Source organism: Streptomyces sp. NPDC006512, assembly GCF_040611935.1.
GTDB lineage: Bacteria > Actinomycetota > Actinomycetes > Streptomycetales > Streptomycetaceae > Streptomyces.
Genome location: NZ_JBEXPG010000071.1, coordinates 23,497 through 46,738, shown reverse-complemented (window position 1 = coordinate 46,738; position 23,242 = coordinate 23,497). Strand labels below are relative to the sequence as shown.

Genomic DNA, 23,242 nt, shown 5'->3' with positions numbered 1-23,242 from the left:
GCGGGCTTCCGCCCGGCGCACCGAGAGCACGCACCAGACGCCGCAGGGCCGCCCTCCGGGCGACGACGGGAGTTTGACGACAGGCCCTAGTGCCGCCACGGCACCAGGGCGCGTGATCGGCCCCGCCCCGAGCCGGGGGCCCGCGTCAAGATCGAGCAAAACGGACGGTTAGGCTCGTCGGCATGAAACGAAGCGTGCTGACCCGCTACCGCGTCATGGCCTACGTGACCGCGGTCATGCTCCTGATCCTCTGCGCCTGCATGGTGGCGAAGTACGGCTTCGACACCGGCGCCGATCTGACCTTCGCGGTCTCCCAGGCGCACGGCGTGCTCTTCATGATCTACCTCGTCTTCGCCTTCGACCTGGGCTCCAAGGCCCGCTGGCCGTTCGGCAAGCTCCTCTGGGTGCTCGTGAGCGGCACGATTCCGCTGGCCGCCTTCTTCGTCGAGCGCAAGATCCGCGCCGAGGTCGAACCGCTGGTCATCGGCGGTCCCGCCACCGCGAAGGCCTGACGGCCCGCTCGGCGAACCCCACCCCCGGGGCGACTCCCCGGGGGTTGCCCATCGACATTTACTAGGACGTCCTAGTAAATTCATGGGTATGGACGCTGACGCCATCGAGGAGGGCCGCCGTCGCTGGCAGGCCCGGTACGACAAGGCCCGCAAGCGCGAGGCCGATTTCACGACGCTCTCCGGAGATGACGTCGACCCCGTCTACGGGCCCCGGCCCGGCGACTCGTACGAGGGGTTCGAGCGCATCGGCTGGCCGGGGGAGTACCCCTACACCCGCGGGCTGCACGCCACCGGCTACCGCGGCCGGACCTGGACCATCCGGCAGTTCGCCGGCTTCGGCAACGCCGAGCAGACCAACGAGCGCTACAAGATGATCCTGGCCGCCGGCGGCGGCGGGCTCTCCGTCGCCTTCGACATGCCCACCCTCATGGGCCGGGACTCCGACGACCCCCGGGCGCTGGGCGAGGTCGGGCACTGCGGGGTGGCCATCGACTCCGCCGCCGACATGGAGGTCCTGTTCAAGGACATCCCGCTCGGCGACGTCACCACCTCGATGACCATCAGCGGGCCCGCCGTACCGGCCTTCTGCATGTACCTGGTCGCCGCCGAGCGCCAGGGCGTCGACCCGGCCGTGCTCAACGGCACGCTCCAGACCGACATCTTCAAGGAGTACATCGCCCAGAAGGAGTGGCTCTTCGAACCCGAGCCGCACCTGCGCCTCATCGGCGACCTCATGGAGTACTGCGCGAACGGCATCCCGGCCTACAAGCCGCTGTCCGTCTCCGGCTACCACATCCGCGAGGCCGGGGCGACGGCCGCGCAGGAGCTCGCCTACACCCTGGCCGACGGCTTCGGGTACGTGGAGCTCGGCCTGTCCCGCGGCCTCGACGTGGACCACTTCGCCTCCGGCCTGTCCTTCTTCTTCGACGCGCACCTCGACTTCTTCGAGGAGATCGCCAAGTTCCGCGCCGCCCGCCGCATCTGGGCCCGCTGGATGAAGGAGGTCTACGGGGCCAAGTCCGACAAGACCATGTGGCTGCGCTTCCACACCCAGACCGCCGGGGTCTCCCTCACCGCGCAGCAGCCGTACAACAACGTCGTGCGCACCGCCGTCGAAGCCCTCGCGGCCGTCCTCGGCGGCACCAACTCCCTGCACACCAACGCCCTCGACGAGACCCTCGCCCTGCCGAGCGAGCAGGCGGCCGAGATCGCCCTGCGCACCCAGCAGGTGCTGATGGAAGAGACCGGCGTGGCCAACGTGGCCGACCCGCTGGGCGGTTCCTGGTACGTCGAGCAGCTCACCGACCGCATCGAGGCCGACGCGGAGAAGATCTTCGAGCAGATCAGGGAGCGCGGGCTGCGCGCCCACCCGGACGGCCGGCACCCGATCGGGCCGATCACCTCGGGCATCCTGCGGGGCATCGAGGACGGCTGGTTCACCGGCGAGATCGCCGAATCGGCCTTCCAGTACCAGCGGTCCCTGGAGAAGGGCGACAAGCGGGTCGTCGGCGTCAACGTCCACCACGGCTCGGTCACCGGCGACCTGGAGATCCTCCGCGTCAGCCACGAGGTGGAGCAGGTCCAGGTCCGGGAGCTCGCCGAGCGCAAGGGCCGCCGCGACGACGTCAAGGTCAAGGCGGCGCTGGCGCGGATGCTGGACGCGGCGCGGGACGGGTCGAACATGATTCCGGCCATGCTGGACGCGGTGCGCGTCGAGGCCACGATGGGCGAGATCTGCAACGTGCTCCGTGACGAGTGGGGCACCTACACCGAACCGCCCGGCTTCTAGACCGGACGCGAACGGGCCGGCCGCGCCCGCCCCCACGGGGGCGGCGCGGCCGGCCCTTCCCGTTCCAGGGGCGGGCCCGGGCGGGTCAGGCGGGCCCGGGCGGGCAAAGACGGCCTAGGCGGGGGCCGTGCCCCGGAGGCCGTGCATCAGCAGGGCCGTGAAGGTGGCCACCCACAGCTCGTCCACCGGCTCGGCGCTCACCAGGGCGCGGTGGACCACCGTGCCCGCGATCACGTCGAAGATCAGGTCCGTGGTGCGGGCGGCGAGGGACTCGTCCTCCTCGTAGGGGAGTTCGCCGCGGGCCTGGGCCCGTTCGCGGCCCAGTACGACGAGACGTTTCTGCCGGTCCACGATCGCCGACCGGATCCGGTCGCGCAGGGCCTCGTCGCGGGTGGACTCTGCGACCACCGCCATCAGGGCGGTACGGGCCTCCGGGCGCCGCAGCAGCTGCGCGAACTGCAGCACCACGTGCTCGATGTCGGCTTCCAGCGAGCCGCGGTCGGGGAGTTCGAGCGCGTCGAAGAGCTCCGCGACCGCGTCCACGACCAGTTCGTTCTTCCCCGCCCAGCGCCGGTACAGGGTGGTCTTGGCGACCCCCGCCCGGGCCGAGACGTCGCCCATCGTCAGCTTCGACCACCCCAGGTCCACCAGCGCGTCCCGGGTCGCCGCGAGGATCGCCGCGTCCGCCGCCGCGCTGCGGGGGCGGCCGGTGCGGCCGTGCGGGGGGCCGGGGGCGGGGCTGGGGTTGCGCATGGCCGAGACCATACCCGCCAGTAGGGGAACCGCCGGGGGGCCGTTCGCTGTGCTTCAGATCACGGGGCGCCGAAGGCTCCGGCGAGTTACGCTACGGCTCGTAGCGTAAGAGCGACAACCACGCGAAGAGCTACTGGTGCCGGGTGGGGACCCGGCGCCGCCCCACGTACGGACTTCCGTACGGCAGTACAACGGCATTTCACGGACGATCTTTCGGGATCTTTTTCGTCGGCGCGCGCACTCGGGGGAGGATGTACGCATGCAGCCCAGAAACATGTCCATGAGCGGCGTCGTCGACCTCGCCGCGGTGAAGGCGGCCGGCGAAGCCAAGGCGAAGGCCGAGCAGGCCCGCGCCGAATCGGCCCGGCAGGGCGGCGGCGCGGGCAGTGCGCCCGGCGGCGCCGTACCGCCGTCCGCGCTCGTCATCGACGTAGCCGAGGCCGGCTTCGAAAGCGACGTCATCCAGCTCTCCAACGAGGTCCCGGTCGTCCTCGACTTCTGGGCCGAGTGGTGCGAGCCGTGCAAGCAGCTCAGCCCGCTCCTGGAGCGGCTGACCGTCGAGGCGAACGGCCGTCTCGTCCTCGCCAAGGTCGACGTCGACGCCAACCAGATGCTGATGCAGCAGTTCGGCATCCAGGGCATCCCGGCCGTCTTCGCCGTGGTCGCGGGGCAGGTGCTGCCGCTGTTCCAGGGCGTGGCCCCCGAGCAGCAGATCCGGGAGACCCTGGCCCAGCTGGTCCAGGTCGCCGAGGAGCGCTTCGGTCTCATCGGCCTCCAGGTCGACCCGGGCGCCGAGGGCGCCCCGAGCGCGGCCGAGGCCCCCGTGCCGGCCGGCCCGTACGACGCGCTGCTGGAGGCGGCCGTCGTCGCGCTGGACGCCGGTGACCTGGGCGGCGCCGTGCAGGCGTACAAGAACGTCCTCGCGGACGACCCGGCCAACACGGAGGCGAAGCTGGGCCTGGCCCAGGCCGAGCTGCTGTCCCGGGTGCAGCACATGAACCCGCAGACCGTGCGCGCCGCCGCCGCCGAGAACCCGAAGGACCCGGCCGCGCAGATGGACGCCGCCGACCTGGACCTGGCGGGCGGACACGTGGCCGACGCCTTCGCCCGTCTCGTCGACACCGTCAGGGTCACGTTCGGTGACGACCGCGATGCCGTCCGCGTCCGGCTCCTGGAGCTGTTCGAGGTGATCGGCGCGGACGACCCGCGGGTGTCGGCGGCCCGTACGGCGCTCGCGCGGGTGCTCTTCTAGGCCCGGTCCGGGCCAGGCCGGAGGACGCCCCAGGGCTCCCGGAGCCTCCCGGCGATTTGTTGACACATAGATAAACAGCGGCCGCGCTTTGCCAAAACTTGGTAATCGCGGCCGCTGTTACTCGCAGTAAGTCGAACCCCGTGATCTGTCCGGTTGGTTCGTTCTTCTCCCCTTCTGTCGTGGCCCTGGGTGACACCCTGCGTGCCCGGTCGGCAGCTCCGGGCTTCACTCCGGTTATCCAGCCGTTACCCGCCAGTAACGAACCCCCTTGTGCCCCGGCCGGGAATGCACCACGATCGGCGACGCTCGGTCCTTCCCGCAGAGCCGCTCATCCGGAGCCGCGGTGGAGGGTCCCCACCGGGCCGGCCGGTGGCAGTGGCACCGGCCGTGGACAGGGGGGTCCCTGCCGCACCGGCAGGGCCTGTCCTCCAGGTTGCGCGAACGCGTGGCCCAGTGGTTGTCGCTCGGGGGTGAACGCCGGTGTATCGGACGCGGCTGCGCCGCGGCTCGGCCGCCTGCGCTCCTTCCCGAGGACGTAGCACTTCTCCCATCCCAGGACGGGTACGGCCCGGACCGGAGATGTACGTCCGAGAAGGAGGAACGATATGAGTTCTCAGGTTCGTGGCGGGACCAGATGGAAGCGCTTCGCGCTCGTCATGGTGCCGAGCATCGCGGCCACGGCCGCGGTCGGTGTGGGTCTGGCGCAGGGTGCCCTCGCGGCGTCCTTCAGCGTCTCCGGCCAGGACTTCAAGGTCTCGGCCGACAAGCTCGACGGTGACAACCTCATCCAGTACGGCGGCATCGCCGAGGGGCACGACCTCAAGGGCAATCCGCAGAAGCACCCGGTCACCATCTCGGGCTTCAGCCACGCCGAGATCACCAACATGTGCCAGTCCCTGGTCACCCCGACGCCGCTGGGCAACATCACGCTCCAGCTGCGTACGGGTCACAAGGGCAAGCCGGCCGTCGCCGACAACATCTACCTGGATGTGGCGGAGCTCGACACCGACGCCGAGTTCAAGAACCTCGACATCGGTGTCGCGGTCGGCGACCCGAGCCACAAGACGAAGCCGCAGGCCGGTACGGTCACCAGCCCGTACGCGTTCTCGCAGCGTGCGGACAAGGCCATCCTGTCGAACGTCCGGCAGAAGGCGTGGGCGACCACGGCGGGCACCTTCAAGCTGCCCGACCTGAAGCTGCGTCTGCTCGGCGGCGACCAGCCGTGCTACCAGGACGAGAAGTAATCGGTCCCGGTGTGTGACCGCGGGGGCGGTCGGCGGCAGCCGTCGCCGTCCGCCCCCGCGGGCTCCACATAGTTCTCCGTACCACCGTTTCCAGGGAGCTGTTGTCCATGAACCCCCAGGCCCCGGTTCGCGCCGCAGACGACGCTTGGCTCACCGTGGTGTACTACCAGTTCCGCGCCTGGAGAGGTCGCCGCCCCTTCTGGGCGGGCCTGTTCACGCTCCTCGGCGGTCTGCCGATCGCCTACTTCCCGTACGCGGACCTGCGGTTGGGCAACATCACCCTCGCGATGGCCACGACGGGCGGGGCAGGCGCGCTGATCATCGGGATCCTGCTGATCACGCTGGGGCTGGGCCTCTGGTTCCAGCAGACCATCCGCGTCTTCGCGGGTGTCGCCGCGATCCTGCTGGCCCTGGTGTCCCTGCCGGTGTCCAACCTCGGCGGCTTCTTCATGGGCTTCATCTCCTCCATGATCGGCGGTGCCCTCGCGCTGTCCTGGGCGCCGGGCGAACCGGTGGACGAGGAAGCCCGGGCCGAGGCCGCGGCGGCGGCCAAGGCGGAAGCGCTGACGGGCGGCCCGCAGGGCATCCCGGCTCCCCGTGACACGGAAACGGCGCACGTGACCGAGACGACTGCCCACGCCGATGGCGGGAGGAACAGTGCGGGGTGACGAGACGCAGCGGGGCGTGGCCCCAGGTGCAGAGTCCCGTGAGAGAAAGGGCCCGCGGCACGCGGCGCCCAGGAAGTCGCTGCTGAACAAGCTCCAGATACCCGTCGGCAAGACGATGGCGCTGGCAGCGATGCCGACGGCGGTGTTCGTCGGGATGGGCATGGCCCCGAAGATGGCACTGGCCGACGACAAGGACATACCCTTCGCGCCCGGCCCGTGCGTGACGCGCTCCGACGAGCCCACGGAGTCGGCCTCGCCGTCGCCGAGCGGTTCCCCGACGAAGACGCCGTCACCGAGTACGTCGCCCGGCGCGACCGCCTCACCGGGCGCAACCGGCGCACCGAAGCCGGGGGCGACCCCCTCGGCCACCAAGACGCCCTCGGCGGGCAAGTCCTCCGAGGCCCCGAAGCCCGACGGGAAGAGCACGCCGGCGGCCAAGCCGTCCGCGAGCGCCTCACCGTCCCCCTCGGCGTCCAAGACGCCGAACCCCCTCGACCCGCTGGGTGTCGGGGACGCCGTCAAGGGCCTCTTCGACGAGCTCGGCAAGCCCCTCCAGGGCGCGCAGAAGCCGGCCACCCCGACGCCCGCGCCCCCCCCGAGCGGCGCGCAGACCCCCGACCCGGCCGCGGACGCGATCCGCGACGCGGCGAAGAAGGCCGGCGTCCCGGTGCGGGAACTGCCCCAGGACGTCAAGGACACCGCCAAGTCCCCCAAGGACGAGACGGGCAAGACGCCCGCCAAGGACCCGAAGGACACCGACAAGGCCGACGAGGAGAAGGACGGGACCGCCAAGGACGAAGCTGACGAGGACGCCAAGGACGCCGAGGACGCCAAGGAAGAGGACAAGGCCGGAGCCACGAAGGACCCGGACGGGAAGGAACCCTTCCCCTGCCCGACCTACGACGCCAAGGCACTGGCCGACGCCCAGCTGGAGCAGGGCGTACCGCTCCTGCCCGACGAGCCCTGGTACCTCGACAGCTCGCTGCTGACCCTCTACGGCCTGGACTACGCGGGCATCGTCGAGGTGAAGACGGCGGGCGGCAAGACCAAGAAGGTCCTGAAGTTCACGGCGGACTCCCTGGACATCAAGGACCTGTACCAGACGGTCGGCACGGGGGCCAACACCGCCCACCTCAAGTCCCGTCCGGGTTCCACGTCCAAGATCCGCGGCGGCACGGTGACCATGTACACCGAAAGCCTCAAGGGCAACCTCTTCGGGCTCATCCCGATCGAGTTCACCCCGAACAGCCCGCCCCCGCTGAACGTCCCGTTCGCGTTCTTCACGGACGTCAAGGTCGTCCAGGCCGGCCAGTTCGGCGGCAACCTCACCGTCCCGGGCCTCAAGAACTACATCGGCCCGGCGGAGTAGCGGAGCGTGCGACTGCGCTTCGCCGCGCCCGAGGACAGGCACCAGACGGTCGTCTTCGAGATCTGGGGCAGTCACTGCGTGATCGCCCCGGGCGACTGGATCGAGGTGGACCTCTACGCGGCGCGGAACGCCCACACGATCATGCAGACGGAGACGGAGATCATCCTGTACTTCGAGGGTCCGACGGGCGACGAACCCGACCGCCTGCGGATCTGGGATTCGGACGGCAACGAGCTGGAGGACCTGCCCTGAGCGGGAGTCCGGTGCGCACACACCGAGGGCGGCACCCCGATGGTCCGGGGTGCCGCCCTCGGTCTCTGTGCGGCAGAGTGTTCGGTGCGCGCGGTGATGACGCTGACGCCGCGCGCGGTGGCGTCAGGCGCCGGCGGTCCCGCCCAGGTGGTGGACCCGGACCATGTTGGTGGTGCCCGGGACGCCGGGGGGCGAACCGGCGGTGATGACCATGGTGTCGCCCTCGTTGTAGCGGCTCAGCTTGTGCACCTCGCCGTCGACCAGGTCGACCATCGCGTCCGTGTTGTCCACGTGCGGGACGACGTAGGACTCGACGCCCCAGCTCAGCGTGAGCTGGTTGCGGGTGTTGACGTCCGTGGTGAAGGCCAGGATCGGCTGGGTGGCGCGGTAGCGCGACAGCCGGCGGGCCGTGTCCCCGGACTGGGTGAAGGCGATGAGCGCCTTGCCGTCGAGGAAGTCCGCGATCTCGCAGGCCGCGCGGGCGACGGAGCCGCCCTGGGTACGGGGCTTCTTGCCCGGGACCAGGGGCTGGAGGCCCTTGGACAGGAGCTCCTCCTCGGCCGCCGTGACGATCTTCGACATCGTCTTGACGGTCTCGATCGGGTAGGCGCCGACCGAGGACTCGGCGGACAGCATGACCGCGTCGGCGCCGTCGAGGATCGCGTTGGCGACGTCGGAGGCCTCCGCGCGCGTCGGACGCGAGTTGGTGATCATCGACTCCATCATCTGGGTCGCGACGATCACCGGCTTGGCGTTGCGGCGGCACATCTCGATGAGCCGCTTCTGGACCATCGGGACCTTTTCGAGCGGGTACTCGACGGCCAGGTCACCACGGGCCACCATGACCGCGTCGAAGGCGTCCACCACGGCGGCCATGTTCTCGACGGCCTGCGGCTTCTCGACCTTGGCGATGACGGGGACCCGGCGGCCCTCCTCGTCCATGACCTTGTGGACGTCCTTGACGTCGTTGGCGTCGCGGACGAAGGACAGGGCGACCATGTCGCAGCCCATCCGCAGGGCGAACCGCAGGTCGTCGACGTCCTTCTCCGACAGGGCGGGGACGTTCACGGCGGCACCCGGGAGGTTGATGCCCTTGTGGTCCGAGATGACACCGCCCTCGATGACGATGGTCTTGACCCGGGGGCCCTCGACCTCGGTCACGCGGAGCTCGACGTTGCCGTCGTTGATCAGGACCTGGTCGCCCTTGGTGACGTCACCCGGGAGACCCTTGTAGGTGGTGCCGCAGATGGACTTGTCGCCCGGGACGTCCTCGGTGGTGATGGTGAACTCGTCACCGCGCACCAGCTCGACGGGACCCTCGGCGAAGGTCTCCAGACGGATCTTCGGACCCTGGAGGTCGGCGAGGACGCCGACGGCACGCCCGGTGTCCTCGGAGACCTTCCGGACGCGGTCGTACCGCTCCTGGTGTTCTGCCTGGGATCCGTGGCTGAAGTTGAATCGGGCCACGTTCATGCCTGCCTCGATGAGCGCTTTCAGCTGCTCATACGAGTCGACGGCGGGGCCCAGCGTGCAGACGATTTTGGAACGGCGCATGGAGCGGATCCTATCCGTTTGTTTCGTAGCGGAATATTCCGTCTGGTGGAAAGTCCAAGTGACTAGTGGGTAACCAGCGCGTACGCCTGGGTGGCGATCTCCAGTTCCTCATCCGTCGGGACCACGGCCACGGCCACCCGGGCGTACTCCGCCGACACCAGCCGGGGCTCGGAGGACCGCGCCGCGTTGGCCTCCAGGTCCAGCGCGAGCCCCAGCTCCTCCAGTCCCGCCACCGCGGCCTCCCGGACCGCGGACGCGTTCTCGCCGACGCCGGCGGTGAACACCACCGCGTCCACCCGGCCCAGCACCGCCGTGTAGGCGCCGATGTACTTCTTCAGCCGGTGCACGTACGCGGCCAGGGCCAGCCGGGCCGCGGCGTCGCCCCCGTCCGCCCGCCGCTGCACCTCGCGCATGTCGTTGTCGCCGCACAGACCCAGCAGACCGCTCTTCTTGTTGAGCAGCGAGTCGATCTCGTCGATCGACAGGCCGCCCACGCGGGCCAGGTGGAAGATCACCGCCGGGTCCAGGTCGCCCGAACGGGTCCCCATGACCAGGCCCTCCAGCGGGGTCAGGCCCATGGAGGTCTCCACGCACACCCCGCCCCGCACGGCCGAGGCGGAGGCGCCGTTGCCCAGGTGGAGCACGATCACGTTCACGTCCTCCACCGGCTTGCCGAGCAGCGCGGCCGCGGCCCGGGAGACGTAGGCGTGGGAGGTGCCGTGGAAGCCGTACCGCCGGATGGCGTACTTGTCGGCCGTGGCCGCGTCGATCGCGTACCGCGCCACGTGCTCCGGCATCGTCGCGTGGAAGGCCGTGTCGAAGACCGCGACCTGCGGGATGTCCGGGCGCAGCGCGCGCGCCACCTCGATGCCGGTGACGTTCGCCGGGTTGTGCAGCGGGGCCAGCGGGATCAGGCTGCGGATCTCCGCCAGCACCTCGTCGTCGATGACCGTCGGCGCGGTGAAGCGGGTGCCGCCGTGCACCACCCGGTGGCCGACGGCGGCCAGTTCGGGGGAGTCCAGGCCCATCCCGTCGGCGGCCAGTTCCGCCGCCACCGCCTTCAGCGCGTCCCCGTGGTCGGCGATCGGGCCGAGCCTCTCGCGCTTCCCGCCCGCGGCGCCGGGGCCGGTCAGCGGCTCGTGGGTGAGCCGGGAGGTCTCCTCGCCGATGCGCTCCACCAGGCCGGCGGCCAGCCGGGACCGGTCCGCCATGTCGAGGAGCTGGTACTTCACCGACGAGGAGCCGGAGTTGAGGACGAGTACGCGCGATGCGGTCACGATGAGGGTCTTTCCTTGTCGCGGTCGGTGGGGGGATGCGGGCGGGAGGGGCCGGGATCAGGCGGTGGGCGCGGCGGTGCCCTGCGTCTGGGACTGGATCGCGGTGATCGCGACGGTCGTGACGATGTCCTGCACCAGCGCGCCGCGCGAGAGGTCGTTGACCGGCTTGCGCAGGCCCTGGAGCACCGGGCCGACCGCCACGGCGCCCGCCGAACGCTGCACGGCCTTGTACGTGTTGTTGCCCGTGTTGAGGTCGGGGAAGATCAGCACCGTCGCCCGGCCGGCCACGTCGGACCCGGGCAGCTTCGTCGCGGCGACCGAGGGCTCCACGGCGGCGTCGTACTGGATCGGCCCCTCGATCAGCAGGTCGGGACGCTGCGCGCGGACGATCTCGGTGGCCTTGCGGACCTTGTCCACGTCCGCCCCGGAGCCGGAGGTGCCGGTGGAGTACGAGAGCATCGCGATCCGCGGCTCGACGCCGAAGGCCGCGGCCGTGGCGGCGGACTGCACGGCGATGTCCGCGAGCTGCTCGGCGTCGGGGTCCGGGTTGACCGCGCAGTCTCCGTAGACGAGGACCTTGTCGGCCAGGCACATGAAGAAGACCGAGGAGACGATCGACGCCTCGGGCTTGGTCTTGATGATCTCGAAGGCGGGGCGGATGGTCGCGGCGGTGGAGTGCACCGAGCCGGAGACCATGCCGTCGGCGAGTCCTTCCTGGACCATCAGGGTGCCGAAGTAATTCACGTCGGTGACCACGTCGTTGGCCAGCTCGACGGTCATGCCCTTGTGGGCGCGGGCCTTCGCGTAGTACTCGGCGAACCGTTCCCGCAGGGGGGAGGTCGCCGGGTCGATCAGCTGCGCGCCCGAGATGTCGATGCCCAGGTCGGCCGCCTTCTTCAGGATCGCCGGTTCCTGGCCCAGCAGGGTCAGGTCGCAGACCCCGCGGCGCAGCACCACGTCCGCGGCGCGCAGCACGCGCTCCTCGGTGCCCTCGGGCAGGACCACGCGGCGCCGCTCGGAGCGGGCCCGCTCCAGCAGCTCGTGCTCGAACATCATCGGCGTGACCCGCTCCGAGCGGGCCACCGACAGCAGGCCGCGCAGCTCGGTGGTGTCCACGTGCCGCTCGAAGAGGCCCAGCGCGGTCTCCAGCTTGCGCGGGGTCGCGGAGTTCAGGCGGCTCTGCAACGAGAAGAGTTCGGCGGCGGTCGGGAAGCTGTTGCCGGCCACCGAGACGACGGGCGTGCCGGGCGCCAGCTTCGAGGCCAGCGTCAGGATGTCCTTGCCGGGGCGCTCGTTCAGGGTCAGCAGCACGCCGGCGATGGGCGGGGTGCCGGAGGTGTGCGCGGCGAGCGCTCCGATGACCAGGTCGGAGCGGTCCCCGGGGGTGACCACCAGGCAGCCGGGGGTCAGGGCGTTCAGGAAGTTCGGCAGCATGGCGCCGCCGAACACGAAGTCGACGGCGTCGCGCGCCAGCCCGGCGTCGTCGCCGAGGAGCACCTCGCCGCCGAGCGCCCGGGTGATCTGGGCGACGGTCGGGGCGGAAAGGGACTTGTCGTCCGGCAGCACGTAGCAGGGGACGGGGAGCCGGGCGGCCAGCCGCTCGGCTATGAGGTCCCGGTCCTCGGCGGCCACCCGGTTGACGACCATCGCGACGACGTGGCAGCCCAGGCTCTCGTACGCGCGGTAGGCGTTGCGGGTCTCGGCGCGCACGGCCTCGGCGGGGTGCTTGGTGCCGCCCACGACGGGGACGACGACCGCGCCGAGCTCGTTGGCGAGGCGGGCGTTCAGCGCCAGCTCGTCGGGGAGGTTGGTGTCGGCGTAGTCGGTGCCGAGGACCAGCATGACCTCGTAGTCGCGGGCCACCCGGTGGAACCGGTCGACGAGCCGGGAGACCAGTTCGTCGGTACCCTTCTCGGCCAGGATGGCGGAGGCTTCCTGGTACTCCATGCCGTAGGCCGTGGCCGCGTCCTGCTCGATCCGGTAGCGGGCCTTGAGCAGGTCGAAGAGCCGGTCCGGGCTGTCGTGGAGCAGGGGGCGGTAGACGCCGACCCGGCCTGTCTGGCGGGTCAGGAGCTCCATGATCCCCAACTCGACGACCTGTCGGCCATCCCCCCGCTCGATACCGGTCACGTACACGCTGCGCGTCACGCGTGCTCTCCGTCCTTGGTCTGTGGTCGTGGCGCCCCACCGTGTGGCGGGCGGATCTTCGAGTCGTTCATCCCGGTTAGGGTGGGCTTGACCTCTTGACAATACCTCCGCCGATGGATAGGGCGCCCCCCGGAACAAGGGCCCGGAAGGGGGGCCGAAAGGCCCTGTGGGCGGAGTCCCGCGAAGAGCGGGGCCCCCCGGGCCCGTGGAACAATCGGACAGGCGTCATCAATACGCCCTTCATATGTACGGCTGTCCGCCCGCACGCGTACGGCCAGGTACGACCAGGAGCAGGAGACACAGCACGATGCGTATCGGAGTTCTCACCGCAGGCGGCGACTGCCCGGGCCTGAACGCTGTCATCCGGTCGGTCGTACACCGTGCCGTGGTCGGTCACGGGGACGAGGTCATCGGCTTCGAGGACGGCTTCAAGGGCCTGCTCGACGGCCACTACCGCCCCCTCGACATCAACGCCGTCAGCGGCATCCTCGCCCGCGGCGGCACGATCCTCGGCTCCGCCCGCATGGAGCGGGCCCGCCTCCACGAAGCCGCCGAGAACGCGGCCGAATTGGCCCGGCGGTACGAGATCGACGCGCTCATCCCGATCGGCGGCGAGGGCACCCTGACCGCCGCCCGGATGCTGTCGGACGCCGGGATGCCCGTCGTCGGCGTGCCGAAGACCATCGACAACGACATCTCCTCCACGGACCGCACCTTCGGGTTCGACACCGCCGTCATGGTCGCCACCGAGGCCATCGACCGGCTCAAGACCACCGCCGAATCGCACCAGCGCGTGATGGTCGTCGAGGTCATGGGCCGCCACGCCGGCTGGATCGCCCTGGAGTCGGGCATGGCCGGCGGCGCCCACGGCATCTGTCTGCCGGAGCGCCCCTTCGAGGTGGACGCCCTGGTGAAGATGGTGGAGGAACGCTTCGCCCGGGGCAAGAAGTTCGCGGTCGTCTGCGTGGCGGAGGGCGCCCACCCCGCCGAGGGCTCCATGCCGTACGAGAAGGGCGCGATCGACCAGTACGGTCACGAGCGCTTCGCCGGCATCGGCAACCGCCTCGCGGTCGAGCTGGAGCACCGCCTCGGCAAGGAGGCCCGTCCGGTCATCCTCGGCCACGTCCAGCGCGGCGGCACCCCGACCGCCTACGACCGCGTCCTCGCGACCCGGTTCGGCTGGCACGCCGTCGAGGCCGTCCACCGCGGCGAGTTCGGCAACATGACCGCGCTGCGCGGCACCGACATCGTGATGGCCCCGCTCGCCTCGGCCGTCACCGAGCTGAAGACCGTCCCCGAGGAGCGGATGTACGAGGCCGAGTCGGTCTTCTGACCGGGGGTGGCAGGCCCTCCCGGCCGGGACTTCCGGCCCCTTTTCGCGCGCCGAACGGCCCCGGTGCGCTTCCCCCGCGGAGCGCCCGGGGCCGTCGCGCGTCCCCGGGGGCCCGGACCGGGCGCGCCCTAACCCGCACCGCCGATCAGGGCCCAGAACCGGTCGGTGATCTCCGCGAGGAACTCCCGGCCGGAGTCCCCGCGCCCGGCCGTCCCCGCGCCGCCGCCCCAGCTGAGGGTCGCCACCATCCGGGACTGGTAGTCGCCGTGCAGGATCTCCAGGGCCCGTTCCAGGTGGGCCTTGGGCACCGGCAGCAGCTTGGCGAGCGGTTTCACGTACGCCTGCCAGCGGGTGGTCACCGCGCTGCGGAGCAGGCCGGCGAGCTCCTCGTGCCGGCCGGTCGCCGTCACGTACTGCGCCAGCGTCAGTCCGAGCACCGAGGCCAGGGCGGCCGACTGCCGCTCGTTGCCCTTCCAGCGTCCGGTGTCCTCCATCTTCTGGTAGGCGTTCGCGTCGAGCCCGATCCGGCGGGCCAGGTCCTCGGGGTCCAGACCGCGGGCCACGCGGTGTTCCCGCAGGGTGACCGGCTCGGCGAGCAGCTCCCCGGGAGAACACCAGAGCACGCCGGCGAGGGCCGTGAGCTCGGTCGAGCTGGGCGACTGTTCGCCCCGCTCCCAGGCCATCACGGTCTCGGGCGCGACGAGCAGTCCGTACTGGGCCTTGAGGCCATAGGCGACATGACCGGGAGCCATGCCCAGGGCCGCGCGCAGACGACGCGCGGCGGGGGCATTGAATGGTGGGCTGGAGTGCACAGGGCACACGGTAGAAGTGGCCAAGGCTTGGCGACTACCAACCGTTCAAACAAGCTCATAACTCGTAGGAAAGTCCTATGGAGTTAAGGGCTTTGACCGGGTTTCCCTGCGACTGTCCGGTAATCGGATCGGTTGAAGATCCATCCACAGCGTACGGATCCGGCCACTCCATTTCAGGTGCCCGGTCATTCCCACCAGGTGATCCCCGTCACACACCCTGAACCCGCCGCCCACCCCGTACGTGATCCATGTGGGGGCCCTCGCAGACGGGGGTGGCGAGGGCCCCCGAAACCGCCGGTCCGCACCAGCCGGCGGTGAACCCCACCAGCACGGGCCGGCCCCGCTCCCGCATCGACGCGGACCGCAACCCCGGCACCGTCTGGAGGACCGGCTCGCTACGGCCTGAGCCAGACCGTCGCCATCGGCGGGAGCGTCATCCGCAGGCTCGCCGCCCGGCCCTGGGCCGGCACCGGCTCCGGCCGCAGCGGCTTGGAGTGGTGGACGCCGCTCCCGCCGTACACCTCCATGTCGGTGTTGAGGACCTCCCGCCACGCGGGCACCTCCTCCGGCACCCCGATCCGGTAGGCGTGCCGGACCACCGGCGAGAAGTTGGAGACGCACAGCAGCTGCGAACCGTCCTGCGCGAACCGCAGGAACGCCAGCACGTTGTCCTCGGCGGCGTCCCCCGCCACCCACGCGAAGCCCTCCGGCACCGTGTCCCGCTCCCACAGCGCCGGAGCCGCCCCGTACGTACGGTTCAGGTCGCGCACCAGGTCCCGTACGCCCCGGTGGTCACCGGCCGCCGAATACGAGGAGTCCAGCACCCACCAGTCCGGCCCGTACCTCTCCGACCACTCCGAACCCTGTGCGAACTCCTGCCCCATGAAGAGCAGTTGCTTGCCCGGATGGGCCCACATGAAGCCCAGGTACGCCCGGTGCGTGGCCCGCTGCTGCCACCAGTCGCCCGGCATCTTCGACACCAGCGACCGCTTGCCGTGCACCACCTCGTCGTGCGAGATCGGCAGCACGTAGTTCTCGCTGAACGCGTACACCATCCCGAAGGTCATGTCGTTGTGGTGGTACTTGCGGTGCACCGGCTCCTTCGACACGTACCGCAGGGTGTCGTGCATCCAGCCCATGTTCCACTTCAGGCCGAAGCCCAGCCCGCCCGAGTCCGTCGGCCGCGTCACCCCGTCCCAGGCCGTGGACTCCTCCGCGATCGTCACCACGCCCGGGCAGCGCCGGTACACGGTCGCGTTCATCTCCTGGAGCAGCGCCACCGCGTCCAGGTTCTCCCGGCCGCCGTGCTCGTTCGGCGCCCACTCGCCCTCACCGCGCGAGTAGTCCAGGTACAGCATCGAGGCCACCGCGTCCACGCGCAGCCCGTCCACGTGGAACTCCTGGCACCAGTACACGGCGTTGGCGACGAGGAAGTTGCGGACCTCCTTGCGCCCGTAGTCGAACTCCAGCGTCCCCCAGTCCGGGTGCGCGGCCCGGCGCGGGTCCTGGTGCTCGTACAGCGGCCGTCCGTCGAACTCGGCGAGCGCCCAGTCGTCGCGCGGGAAGTGCGCGGGCACCCAGTCGACGATCACCCCGATCCCCGCCCGGTGCAGCGAGTCCACCAGGAAGCGGAAGTCGTCCGGGGTGCCCATCCGCGAGGTCGGCGCGTAGAAACCGGTGACCTGGTACCCCCAGGAACCCCCGAAGGGATGCTCGGCGACCGGCATCAGCTCCACGTGCGTGAAGCCCAGCTCCTTGACGTACGCGGGCAGCTGCTCGGCCAGCTGGCGGTAGCTGAGCCCCGGCCGCCAGGACGCCAGGTGCAGCTCGTACACCGAGAACGGCGCCTGGTGCGGGGGCCGCGCGCCGCGCGCCGCCATCCAGTCCGCGTCCTGCCACTCGTACCGGGAGGCGGTCACCACCGAGGCGTTCGCCGGGGGCACCTCCGCGTACCGGGCCATCGGGTCGGCCCGCAGGGTGTGGCTGCCGTCCGGGCGCGTGATGTCGTACTTGTACAGCGTCCCCTCGCCCACGCCCGGCAGGAACAGCTCCCACACCCCGGTCGAGCCGAGCGAGCGCATCGGGAAGGCGGTCGGGTCCCAGTACGAGAAGTCCCCGGTGACCCGCACCCCCTGGGCGTTCGGCGCCCACACCGTGAACCGGGTGCCCGTCACGCCCTGGTGCTCCATCGGCTCCGAGCCGAGGGCCGTCCACAGCTCCTCGTGCCGGCCCTCGCCGATCAGGTGCAGGTCCAGTTCGCCCAGGGTCGGCAGGAACCGGTACGGGTCGTGGACCTCCACCTCGTCGCTGTCGTACGTCACCAGCAGCCGGTAGTCCGGCACCCCGGTCAGCGGCAGCAGCCCGGAGAACAGTCCGTCCCCGTCGTCGAAGAGCTCGGTCCGCAGCCCCTTCGCGAGGATCGTGACGGCCTTCGCGTACGGGCGCAGCACCCGGAAGGCCACCCCGCCGCGCTGGGCGCGCGCGCCCAGCACCCCGTGCGGGTCGTGGTGGCGGCCCTCCAGCAGCCGGGCGCGTTCCTGCGCGTCGAGCGCGGGCGCGGGCCGGACCCCGTGCGGCGGGGCGGCCCGCCGGGCCCGCGGGGTCCGCGGCTTCCTTCCGGCTTCGGGTGCGGCTTCGTCGCGGACGGTGGGTGACGGCTGTCGTGCGGCGCTCACGCGAGCGGCCTCCTCGGGGGCTTCGGATGGGGGTGGGGGGAGACGGAACCGGGGGCGGGCGGGGTCGGGGGCACGCGGTGCGCGGGCCGCTGGGGTTCCGACAGGCGGCGGATCGCCGCCATGGGGACGTGCAGCCAGTCGGGGCGGTGCCGGGACTCGTAGCGGGCCTCGTACACCGCCTTGTCGGTCTCGTACGCGCGCAGCAGGACGGGGTCCTCGCGCGGGTCCCGGCCGGTGGTCCGGGCGTAGCCCTCGCAGAAGGCGGCCCGGCAGGCGTCCGCCCAGGCGGGGGCGAACGGCCGGTGCGAGCGGGCGGCGTAGTCGAAGGAACGCAGTATCCCGGCGATGTCGCGCACCGCCGGTTCGGGACGGCGCCGGTCGGCCAGCGAGCGGGCCGGTTCCCCCTCGAAGTCGATCAGTGCCCAGGTGCCGTCGGCGGTGCGCAGGGTCTGGCCCAGGTGCAGGTCGCCGTGGATGCGCTGGGCGGGGACCCCCGCGCCCCGGGAGGCGGCCAGGGCGTCGAAGGCGCCGCGCAGCCCCGCCTCGTACGGCTGGAGCGCGGGCACCTCGCGGGCGGTGGCGGCAAGCCGCGCGGTCATCCCGGCGGCGAGCCGGGCGGTCTGCTCGGGACCCAGCGCGAGGGTCGGCAGGGCGGAGGCGAGGGCGCTGTGCACCTCGGCGGTGGCCCGGCCCAGGGCGTGCGCCTCCGCGGTGAAGTCGGACCCGGCGCCGAGGCGGCGCAGGGCCAGTTGCCAGCCGTCGTCGGAGCCGCGCAGGTAGGGCTGGAGCACGCCCAGGGTCAGGGGCTCGGCGCCGGGCAGCTCGGCCTCGTACCAGGCGACGGGCGCGGGCACCCGCGCGCAGCCGGCCGCGGCCAGCGCTCTGGGCAGTTCCAGGTCCGGGTTGACCCCGGGCCCGACCCGGCGGAACACCTTGAGGATGAACGAATCTCCGTAGATGAGAGAGGAGTTGGTCTGCTCCCCGGACAGCGGCCGGGGCAGCAGCCCGGCCGGGACCGGGGCCTGCGGGTCCCGGTCGAAGCGGAGCGGGCCGAGGGTGCCGGGGGAGCGCAGCCGCTCCAGCAGGATCGCGGCGAGCCGGGGGTCGCCCAGTGCCTCGTACACCGCCTTGCCCCGGTACGGGCCGTCCTCGGCGAGCCCGATCAGGGCAGGCGCGAGGGCGGGTGGGAGCGGGGCCGGGCGGATGCCGAGCAGGAGCTGGTAGCAGTCCCCGTCGACGTCGAGGAGCAGGTGCAGCAGGCCGGGGGTGGATCCCGGCGGCAGGAGTTCGGCCGCGGAGACGGCCCTGATCCTGCTGATGGTGCGGCCCTTGCCCGCGAACCAGCGCTGGGAGGGCAGCCAGGCCCTCAGCATCGGTTCCAGCGGGCCGATCCCGGCGGCCCGGTCGGCCGTCAGCCGGCTCCGGGCGGATGCAGCCTCCGACATGGCGTCGCGTCCTTTCCCCGGGCCGTCACAGAATGCGCAGAGTGTCCCGGATGTGCGGCAGTTGCTTCTCCGGTATGTGCGAGTGTCGGGTCAGGATGATCCGTACAGGGGCGGGCCGTTGACCCGTTCGTGTTGCCCGCCCCGTACTCGGCCCGTCAGGCGGGGCGTTGTTCGCCCCGTTGTTCGCTGCGGAGCCGGAACCAGTAGAAGCCGTGTCCCGCCAGGGTCAGCAGGTACGGCCACTCACCGATCGGCGGGAACCGCACGTCACCCGTGAGTTCCACCGGGACCCGCCCGTTGAACGACCTCAGGTCCAGCTCGGTGGGCTGCGCGAAGCGCGAGAAGTTGTGCACGCACAGCACCAGGTCGTCCCCGAACTCGCGCAGGAACGCGAGGACCGCCGGGTTGGACGAAGGCAGTTCGGTGTACGAGCCGAGGCCGAAGGCGGGGTTCGCCTTGCGGATCTCGATCAGCCGCCGGGTCCAGTGCAGCAGTGACGAGGGCGATGCCATCGCGGCCTCGACATTGGTGACCTGGTACCCGTAGACCGGGTCCATGATGACCGGCAGGTTCAGCCTGCCCGGATCGCACGAGGAGAAACCGGCGTTGCGGTCCGGGGTCCACTGCATCGGGGTGCGGACGCCGTCGCGGTCACCCAGCCAGATGTTGTCCCCCATGCCGATCTCGTCGCCGTAGTAGAGGATCGGCGAGCCGGGCAGGGACAGCAGCAGGGCGGTGAACAGCTCGATCTGGTTGCGGTCGTTGTCCAGGAGCGGGGCGAGGCGGCGCCGGATGCCGATGTTGGCCCGCATCCGCGGGTCCTTGGCGTACTCGGCGTACATGTAGTCGCGCTCTTCGTCCGTGACCATTTCGAGGGTGAGTTCGTCGTGGTTGCGCAGGAAGATGCCCCACTGGCAGCGCTCCGGGATCGCCGGGGTCTTGGCCAGGATTTCGGAGACGGGGTAGCGCGATTCTCTTCGCACGGCCATGAAGATGCGCGGCATGACGGGGAAGTGGAACGCCATGTGGCACTCGTCCCCGCCCTTCGCGTAGTCCCCGAAGTAGTCGACGACGTCCTCGGGCCACTGGTTGGCCTCGGCGAGCAGGACGGTGTCCGGGTAGTGCGCGTCGATCTCCGCCCGGACCCGCTTGAGGAGGGTGTGCGTGCGGGGGAGGTTCTCGCAGTTGGTGCCCTCCTCGGCGTACAGGTAGGGCACGGCGTCGAGGCGGAAGCCGTCGATGCCGAGGTCCAGCCAGAACCGCAGGGCGGACACGATCTCCTCGACGACGGCCGGGTTCTCGTAGTTGAGGTCCGGCTGGTGCGAGAAGAAGCGGTGCCAGTAGTACTGCTTGCGTACGGGGTCGTACGTCCAGTTCGAGGTCTCGGTGTCGACGAAGATGATGCGGGCGTCCTGGTACTGCTTGTCGTTGTCGGCCCACATGTAGTAGTCGCCGTACGGCCCGTCCGGGTCCTTGCGCGACTGCTGGAACCACTCGTGCTGATCGCTCGTGTGGTTCATGACGAAGTCGATGATCACCCGCATGCCGCGGGTGTGCGCCGCGTCCACGAACTCCACGAAGTCGGCGAGGTCGCCGAACTCGGGGAGCACGGACGTGTAGTCGGAGACGTCGTAGCCCCCGTCGCGCAGGGGCGAGGCGAAGAACGGCGGCAGCCAGAGGCAGTCGACGCCCAGCCACTGGAGGTAGTCCAGCTTGGCGGTGAGCCCCTTGAGGTCACCCACGCCGTCGCCGTTGCTGTCGTGGAAGGAGCGGACGAGGACCTCGTAGAAGACCGCCCGCTTGAACCAGTCGGGATCGCGGTCCTTGGCGGGGGTGTCCTCGAAGGTGTCGTGGACGGGATCGTTGATCATCATGTGGTGGGTGACCCTCCGGTGGGCGGGGACGGTCGCAGAGCGGCCAGTACGTGCGCGGGCGTACGGCCCGGCTCTAGGCGCACGTAGTTCGCCCTGCCCCAGTGATAGGTCTCGCCGGTGAGCTCGTCGCGCACCGCGAGGGACCCGTGCCAGTCGAGGCCGAGTACCGGCATGTCCAACGAGACCGTCGCCTCCTGGGTGTGGTGCGGATCGAGGTTGACGACCACCAGTACGGAATTGGCTCCGGCGTGCTTCGAATAGGCGATCACCTGTTCGTTGTCGGTCGGGTGGAAGTGGATGTCCCGCAGCTGCTGGAGGGCGGGGTTGCGCCGGCGCACCCGGTTCAGGGTGGTGATGAGCGGGGCGATGGTGCGGCCCTCGCGGTCGGCGGCCTCCCAGTCGCGCGGCCGGAACTCGTACTTCTCGGAGTCCAGGTACTCCTCGCTGCCCTCCTTGGCCGGGCTGTTCTCGCAGAGCTCGTAGCCGGCGTAGACCCCCCACGTGGGGGAGAGGGTGGCGGCGAGGACGGCGCGGACCTCGAAGGCGGGGCGGCCGCCGTGCTGGAGGTACTCGTGCAGGATGTCGGGCGTGTTCACGAAGAAGTTCGGCCGCATCACCGACGCCGAGCGGTCGCCGGCCAGCTCCGTCACGTACTCGGTCAGCTCGGCCTTCGTGTTGCGCCAGGTGAAGTACGTGTACGACTGCTGGAACCCGACGGCGGCCAGCGCCCGCATCATGGCCGGCCGGGTGAAGGCCTCGGCCAGGAAGATCACGTCCGGGTCGGACTTGTTGATGTCCGCGATCACCTTCTGCCAGAAGACGACCGGCTTGGTGTGCGGGTTGTCGACCCGGAAGATGCGGACGCCGTGGTCCATCCAGTGCCGCAGGATCCGGCAGGTCTCCTCGACGATGCCGGCCATGTCGGCGTCGAAGTGGATCGGGTAGATGTCCTGGTACTTCTTCGGCGGGTTCTCGGCGTACGCGATCGTGCCGTCGGCCCGGTGCCGGAACCACTCCGGGTGCTTCTCCACCCACGGGTGGTCGGGGGAGCACTGGAGCGCGAAGTCCAGCGCGACCTCGATGTCCAGCTCGCGGGCCCGGGCCACGAAGGCGTCGAAGTCCTCGATGGTACCGAGCTCGGGGTGGACGGCGTCGTGGCCGCCCTCGGTGGAGCCGATGGCCCACGGCACACCCGGGTCCCAACTACCCGCCGACAGCGTGTTGTTGGGGCCCTTGCGGTAGGTGGAGCCGATGGGGTGGATGGGTGGCAGGTACACCACGTCGAAGCCCATGGCGGCGATCGCCGGCAGCCGGTCGGCGGCGGTCCGGAAGGTGCCGCTGACGGGGGCCGACCCCGGCTCCAGCACCGCTCCCTCGGAGCGGGGGAACATCTCGTACCAGGAACCGAAGAGGGCGCGCTTGCGTTCGACGATCAGCGGCAGCGGTTTGGCGGCGCTGACCAGCTCCCGGTACGGGCGCTTCGCGAGCGCCGCGTCCACCGCGGGCGCGAGGGCGGCGGCGTACCGCTCGGCGGCGGGCCGGTCCTCGTCGCGCATGACCCGGGCGGCGGACAGCACCGCCTCGCGGCCGTCCCGCTTGGGAATCTTGGCGCCGGCCCGCTCGTAGAGCTCGGCGCCCTCCAGCAGCATGAGGCCGGTGTCGAGGCCCGCCGGGATCTTGATCGCGGCGTGGGCCCGCCAGGTGGCGACCGGATCGCTCCACGCCTCGACGGTGTACGTCCACCTCCCCTCGGTATCGGCGGAGATCCGGGCCCCCCACCGGTCGGTGCCGGGGGCGAGCTCGCGGAGGGGGACGGGCGGGCGCAGCCGCCCGCTGGGATCCCGCAGCACGACGTGGGCGGCCACGGCGTCGTGACCCTCACGGAACACGGTGGCGGAGATCTCGAAGACTTCGTCCGCGACCGCCTTGGCGGGTCTGGCGCCGCAGTCGACGGCAGGGCGGACGTCCAGCACGGGAATGCGACCGATCATGATGGGATCACCTGGGGGCAGTTCGCAGGGCTCGGTGACAACAGGCCAGCCGGTATCACGGCTGGTAGTGCACGCTCTGTTCGCTCTGTTTCTAGCCGCTCGGAAGACGGCTGGGCTGCGGGCATGGCCGCTCCTGTCCGCGTTCACTCGGGTGGCGGGGAAAGGTGGTGGGCGGGTGCGCCGTGCGTGTACCGCGCGTACCCGCTGAGCCCTGCCCCACTCGCACCCCGCCCAATCCGCGTTGCCGGTTAACTACTCGTACGTAGTGGCACGTGGCGCACAAAGGGCCGGATC

General features: G+C 70.9%; 17 protein-coding genes. 8 read left to right on the top strand and 9 right to left on the bottom strand.

What is annotated here, in order from left to right; genetic code table 11:
* Positions 1-182: 182 nt before the first annotated feature.
* Both ABZZ17_RS34335 and ABZZ17_RS34330 read left to right on the top strand, forming a co-directional pair.
* Positions 183-512 (top strand): DUF3817 domain-containing protein, encoded by a 330-nt coding sequence (locus tag ABZZ17_RS34335; RefSeq protein ID WP_356882206.1) that lies wholly within the window; start codon positions 183-185, stop codon positions 510-512.
* An 88-nt stretch (positions 513-600) separates the two neighbouring features.
* Entirely contained in the window at positions 601-2,301 is a 1,701-nt protein-coding gene (locus ABZZ17_RS34330) for a methylmalonyl-CoA mutase family protein (protein ID WP_356882204.1), read from the top strand.
* A 114-nt stretch (positions 2,302-2,415) separates the two neighbouring features.
* On the opposite strand, the gene ABZZ17_RS34325 is transcribed toward ABZZ17_RS34330, so the two are convergent.
* Positions 2,416-3,054 carry a TetR/AcrR family transcriptional regulator gene (locus tag ABZZ17_RS34325; protein WP_356882202.1) on the bottom strand — a complete coding sequence of 213 codons (639 nt, stop codon included), beginning with the start codon at positions 3,052-3,054 and terminating at the stop codon, positions 2,416-2,418.
* A gap of 259 nt (positions 3,055-3,313) precedes the next feature.
* On the opposite strand from ABZZ17_RS34325, the gene ABZZ17_RS34320 reads away from it, so the two are divergent.
* The 5 genes from ABZZ17_RS34320 to ABZZ17_RS34300 all read left to right on the top strand — a co-directional run bounded on the left by ABZZ17_RS34320 (position 3,314) and on the right by ABZZ17_RS34300 (position 7,839).
* Entirely contained in the window at positions 3,314-4,306 is a 993-nt protein-coding gene (locus tag ABZZ17_RS34320; RefSeq protein ID WP_356882200.1) for a tetratricopeptide repeat protein, read from the top strand.
* A 605-nt stretch (positions 4,307-4,911) separates the two neighbouring features.
* On the top strand, positions 4,912-5,550 hold the full coding sequence (locus ABZZ17_RS34315; RefSeq protein ID WP_356882198.1) for a DUF6230 family protein: 639 nt from the start codon (positions 4,912-4,914) through the stop codon (positions 5,548-5,550).
* A 107-nt stretch (positions 5,551-5,657) separates the two neighbouring features.
* The gene (locus tag ABZZ17_RS34310; RefSeq protein ID WP_356882196.1) at positions 5,658-6,218 is read left to right on the top strand and encodes a DUF6114 domain-containing protein; all 561 of its coding nucleotides are present in this window, start codon (positions 5,658-5,660) and stop codon (positions 6,216-6,218) included.
* Positions 6,208-7,587: a hypothetical protein gene (locus tag ABZZ17_RS34305; protein WP_356882194.1), complete on the top strand. Its 1,380-nt coding sequence runs from the start codon at positions 6,208-6,210 to the stop codon at positions 7,585-7,587. Before ABZZ17_RS34310 ends, ABZZ17_RS34305 begins: the two co-directional genes overlap by 11 nt.
* A 6-nt stretch (positions 7,588-7,593) precedes the next feature.
* Entirely contained in the window at positions 7,594-7,839 is a 246-nt protein-coding gene (locus ABZZ17_RS34300) for a hypothetical protein (protein ID WP_356882191.1), read from the top strand.
* Positions 7,840-7,962: 123 nt separating this feature from the next.
* On the opposite strand, the gene pyk is transcribed toward ABZZ17_RS34300, so the two are convergent.
* The 3 genes from pyk to pta all read right to left on the bottom strand — a co-directional run bounded on the left by pyk (position 7,963) and on the right by pta (position 12,818).
* The gene (pyk, locus tag ABZZ17_RS34295) at positions 7,963-9,393 is read right to left on the bottom strand and encodes a pyruvate kinase (protein WP_356882189.1); all 1,431 of its coding nucleotides are present in this window, start codon (positions 9,391-9,393) and stop codon (positions 7,963-7,965) included.
* Positions 9,394-9,455: 62 nt separating this feature from the next.
* A complete protein-coding gene (locus ABZZ17_RS34290; RefSeq protein WP_356882187.1) occupies positions 9,456-10,670 on the bottom strand; it encodes an acetate kinase in 1,215 nt (404 codons plus the stop codon).
* A 57-nt stretch (positions 10,671-10,727) separates the two neighbouring features.
* Positions 10,728-12,818 carry a phosphate acetyltransferase gene (gene pta, locus ABZZ17_RS34285; RefSeq protein WP_356882185.1) on the bottom strand — a complete coding sequence of 697 codons (2,091 nt, stop codon included), beginning with the start codon at positions 12,816-12,818 and terminating at the stop codon, positions 10,728-10,730.
* A 307-nt stretch (positions 12,819-13,125) separates the two neighbouring features.
* On the opposite strand from pta, the gene ABZZ17_RS34280 reads away from it, so the two are divergent.
* On the top strand, positions 13,126-14,151 hold the full coding sequence (locus ABZZ17_RS34280; protein ID WP_356882183.1) for an ATP-dependent 6-phosphofructokinase: 1,026 nt from the start codon (positions 13,126-13,128) through the stop codon (positions 14,149-14,151).
* Between the two features lie 128 nt (positions 14,152-14,279).
* Here the strand turns inward: ABZZ17_RS34280 and ABZZ17_RS34275 are convergent, their stop codons facing one another.
* The 5 genes from ABZZ17_RS34275 to ABZZ17_RS34255 form a co-directional block, all read right to left on the bottom strand.
* Complete coding sequence (locus ABZZ17_RS34275; protein ID WP_356882181.1) at positions 14,280-14,903, bottom strand: helix-turn-helix domain-containing protein; 624 nt, start codon at positions 14,901-14,903, stop codon at positions 14,280-14,282.
* Positions 14,904-15,358: 455 nt separating this feature from the next.
* Positions 15,359-17,638: a 1,4-alpha-glucan branching enzyme gene (gene glgB, locus ABZZ17_RS34270; protein WP_356882179.1), complete on the bottom strand. Its 2,280-nt coding sequence runs from the start codon at positions 17,636-17,638 to the stop codon at positions 15,359-15,361.
* The gene (locus ABZZ17_RS34265) at positions 17,635-19,083 is read right to left on the bottom strand and encodes a phosphotransferase (RefSeq protein WP_356882177.1); all 1,449 of its coding nucleotides are present in this window, start codon (positions 19,081-19,083) and stop codon (positions 17,635-17,637) included. The genes glgB and ABZZ17_RS34265 overlap by 4 nt, the downstream gene beginning before the upstream one ends.
* A 155-nt stretch (positions 19,084-19,238) precedes the next feature.
* Complete coding sequence (gene treS / locus ABZZ17_RS34260; protein ID WP_356882175.1) at positions 19,239-20,957, bottom strand: maltose alpha-D-glucosyltransferase; 1,719 nt, start codon at positions 20,955-20,957, stop codon at positions 19,239-19,241.
* Positions 20,954-22,948: an alpha-1,4-glucan--maltose-1-phosphate maltosyltransferase gene (locus ABZZ17_RS34255; protein ID WP_356882173.1), complete on the bottom strand. Its 1,995-nt coding sequence runs from the start codon at positions 22,946-22,948 to the stop codon at positions 20,954-20,956. The genes treS and ABZZ17_RS34255 overlap by 4 nt, the downstream gene beginning before the upstream one ends.
* Positions 22,949-23,242 lie beyond the last annotated feature (294 nt).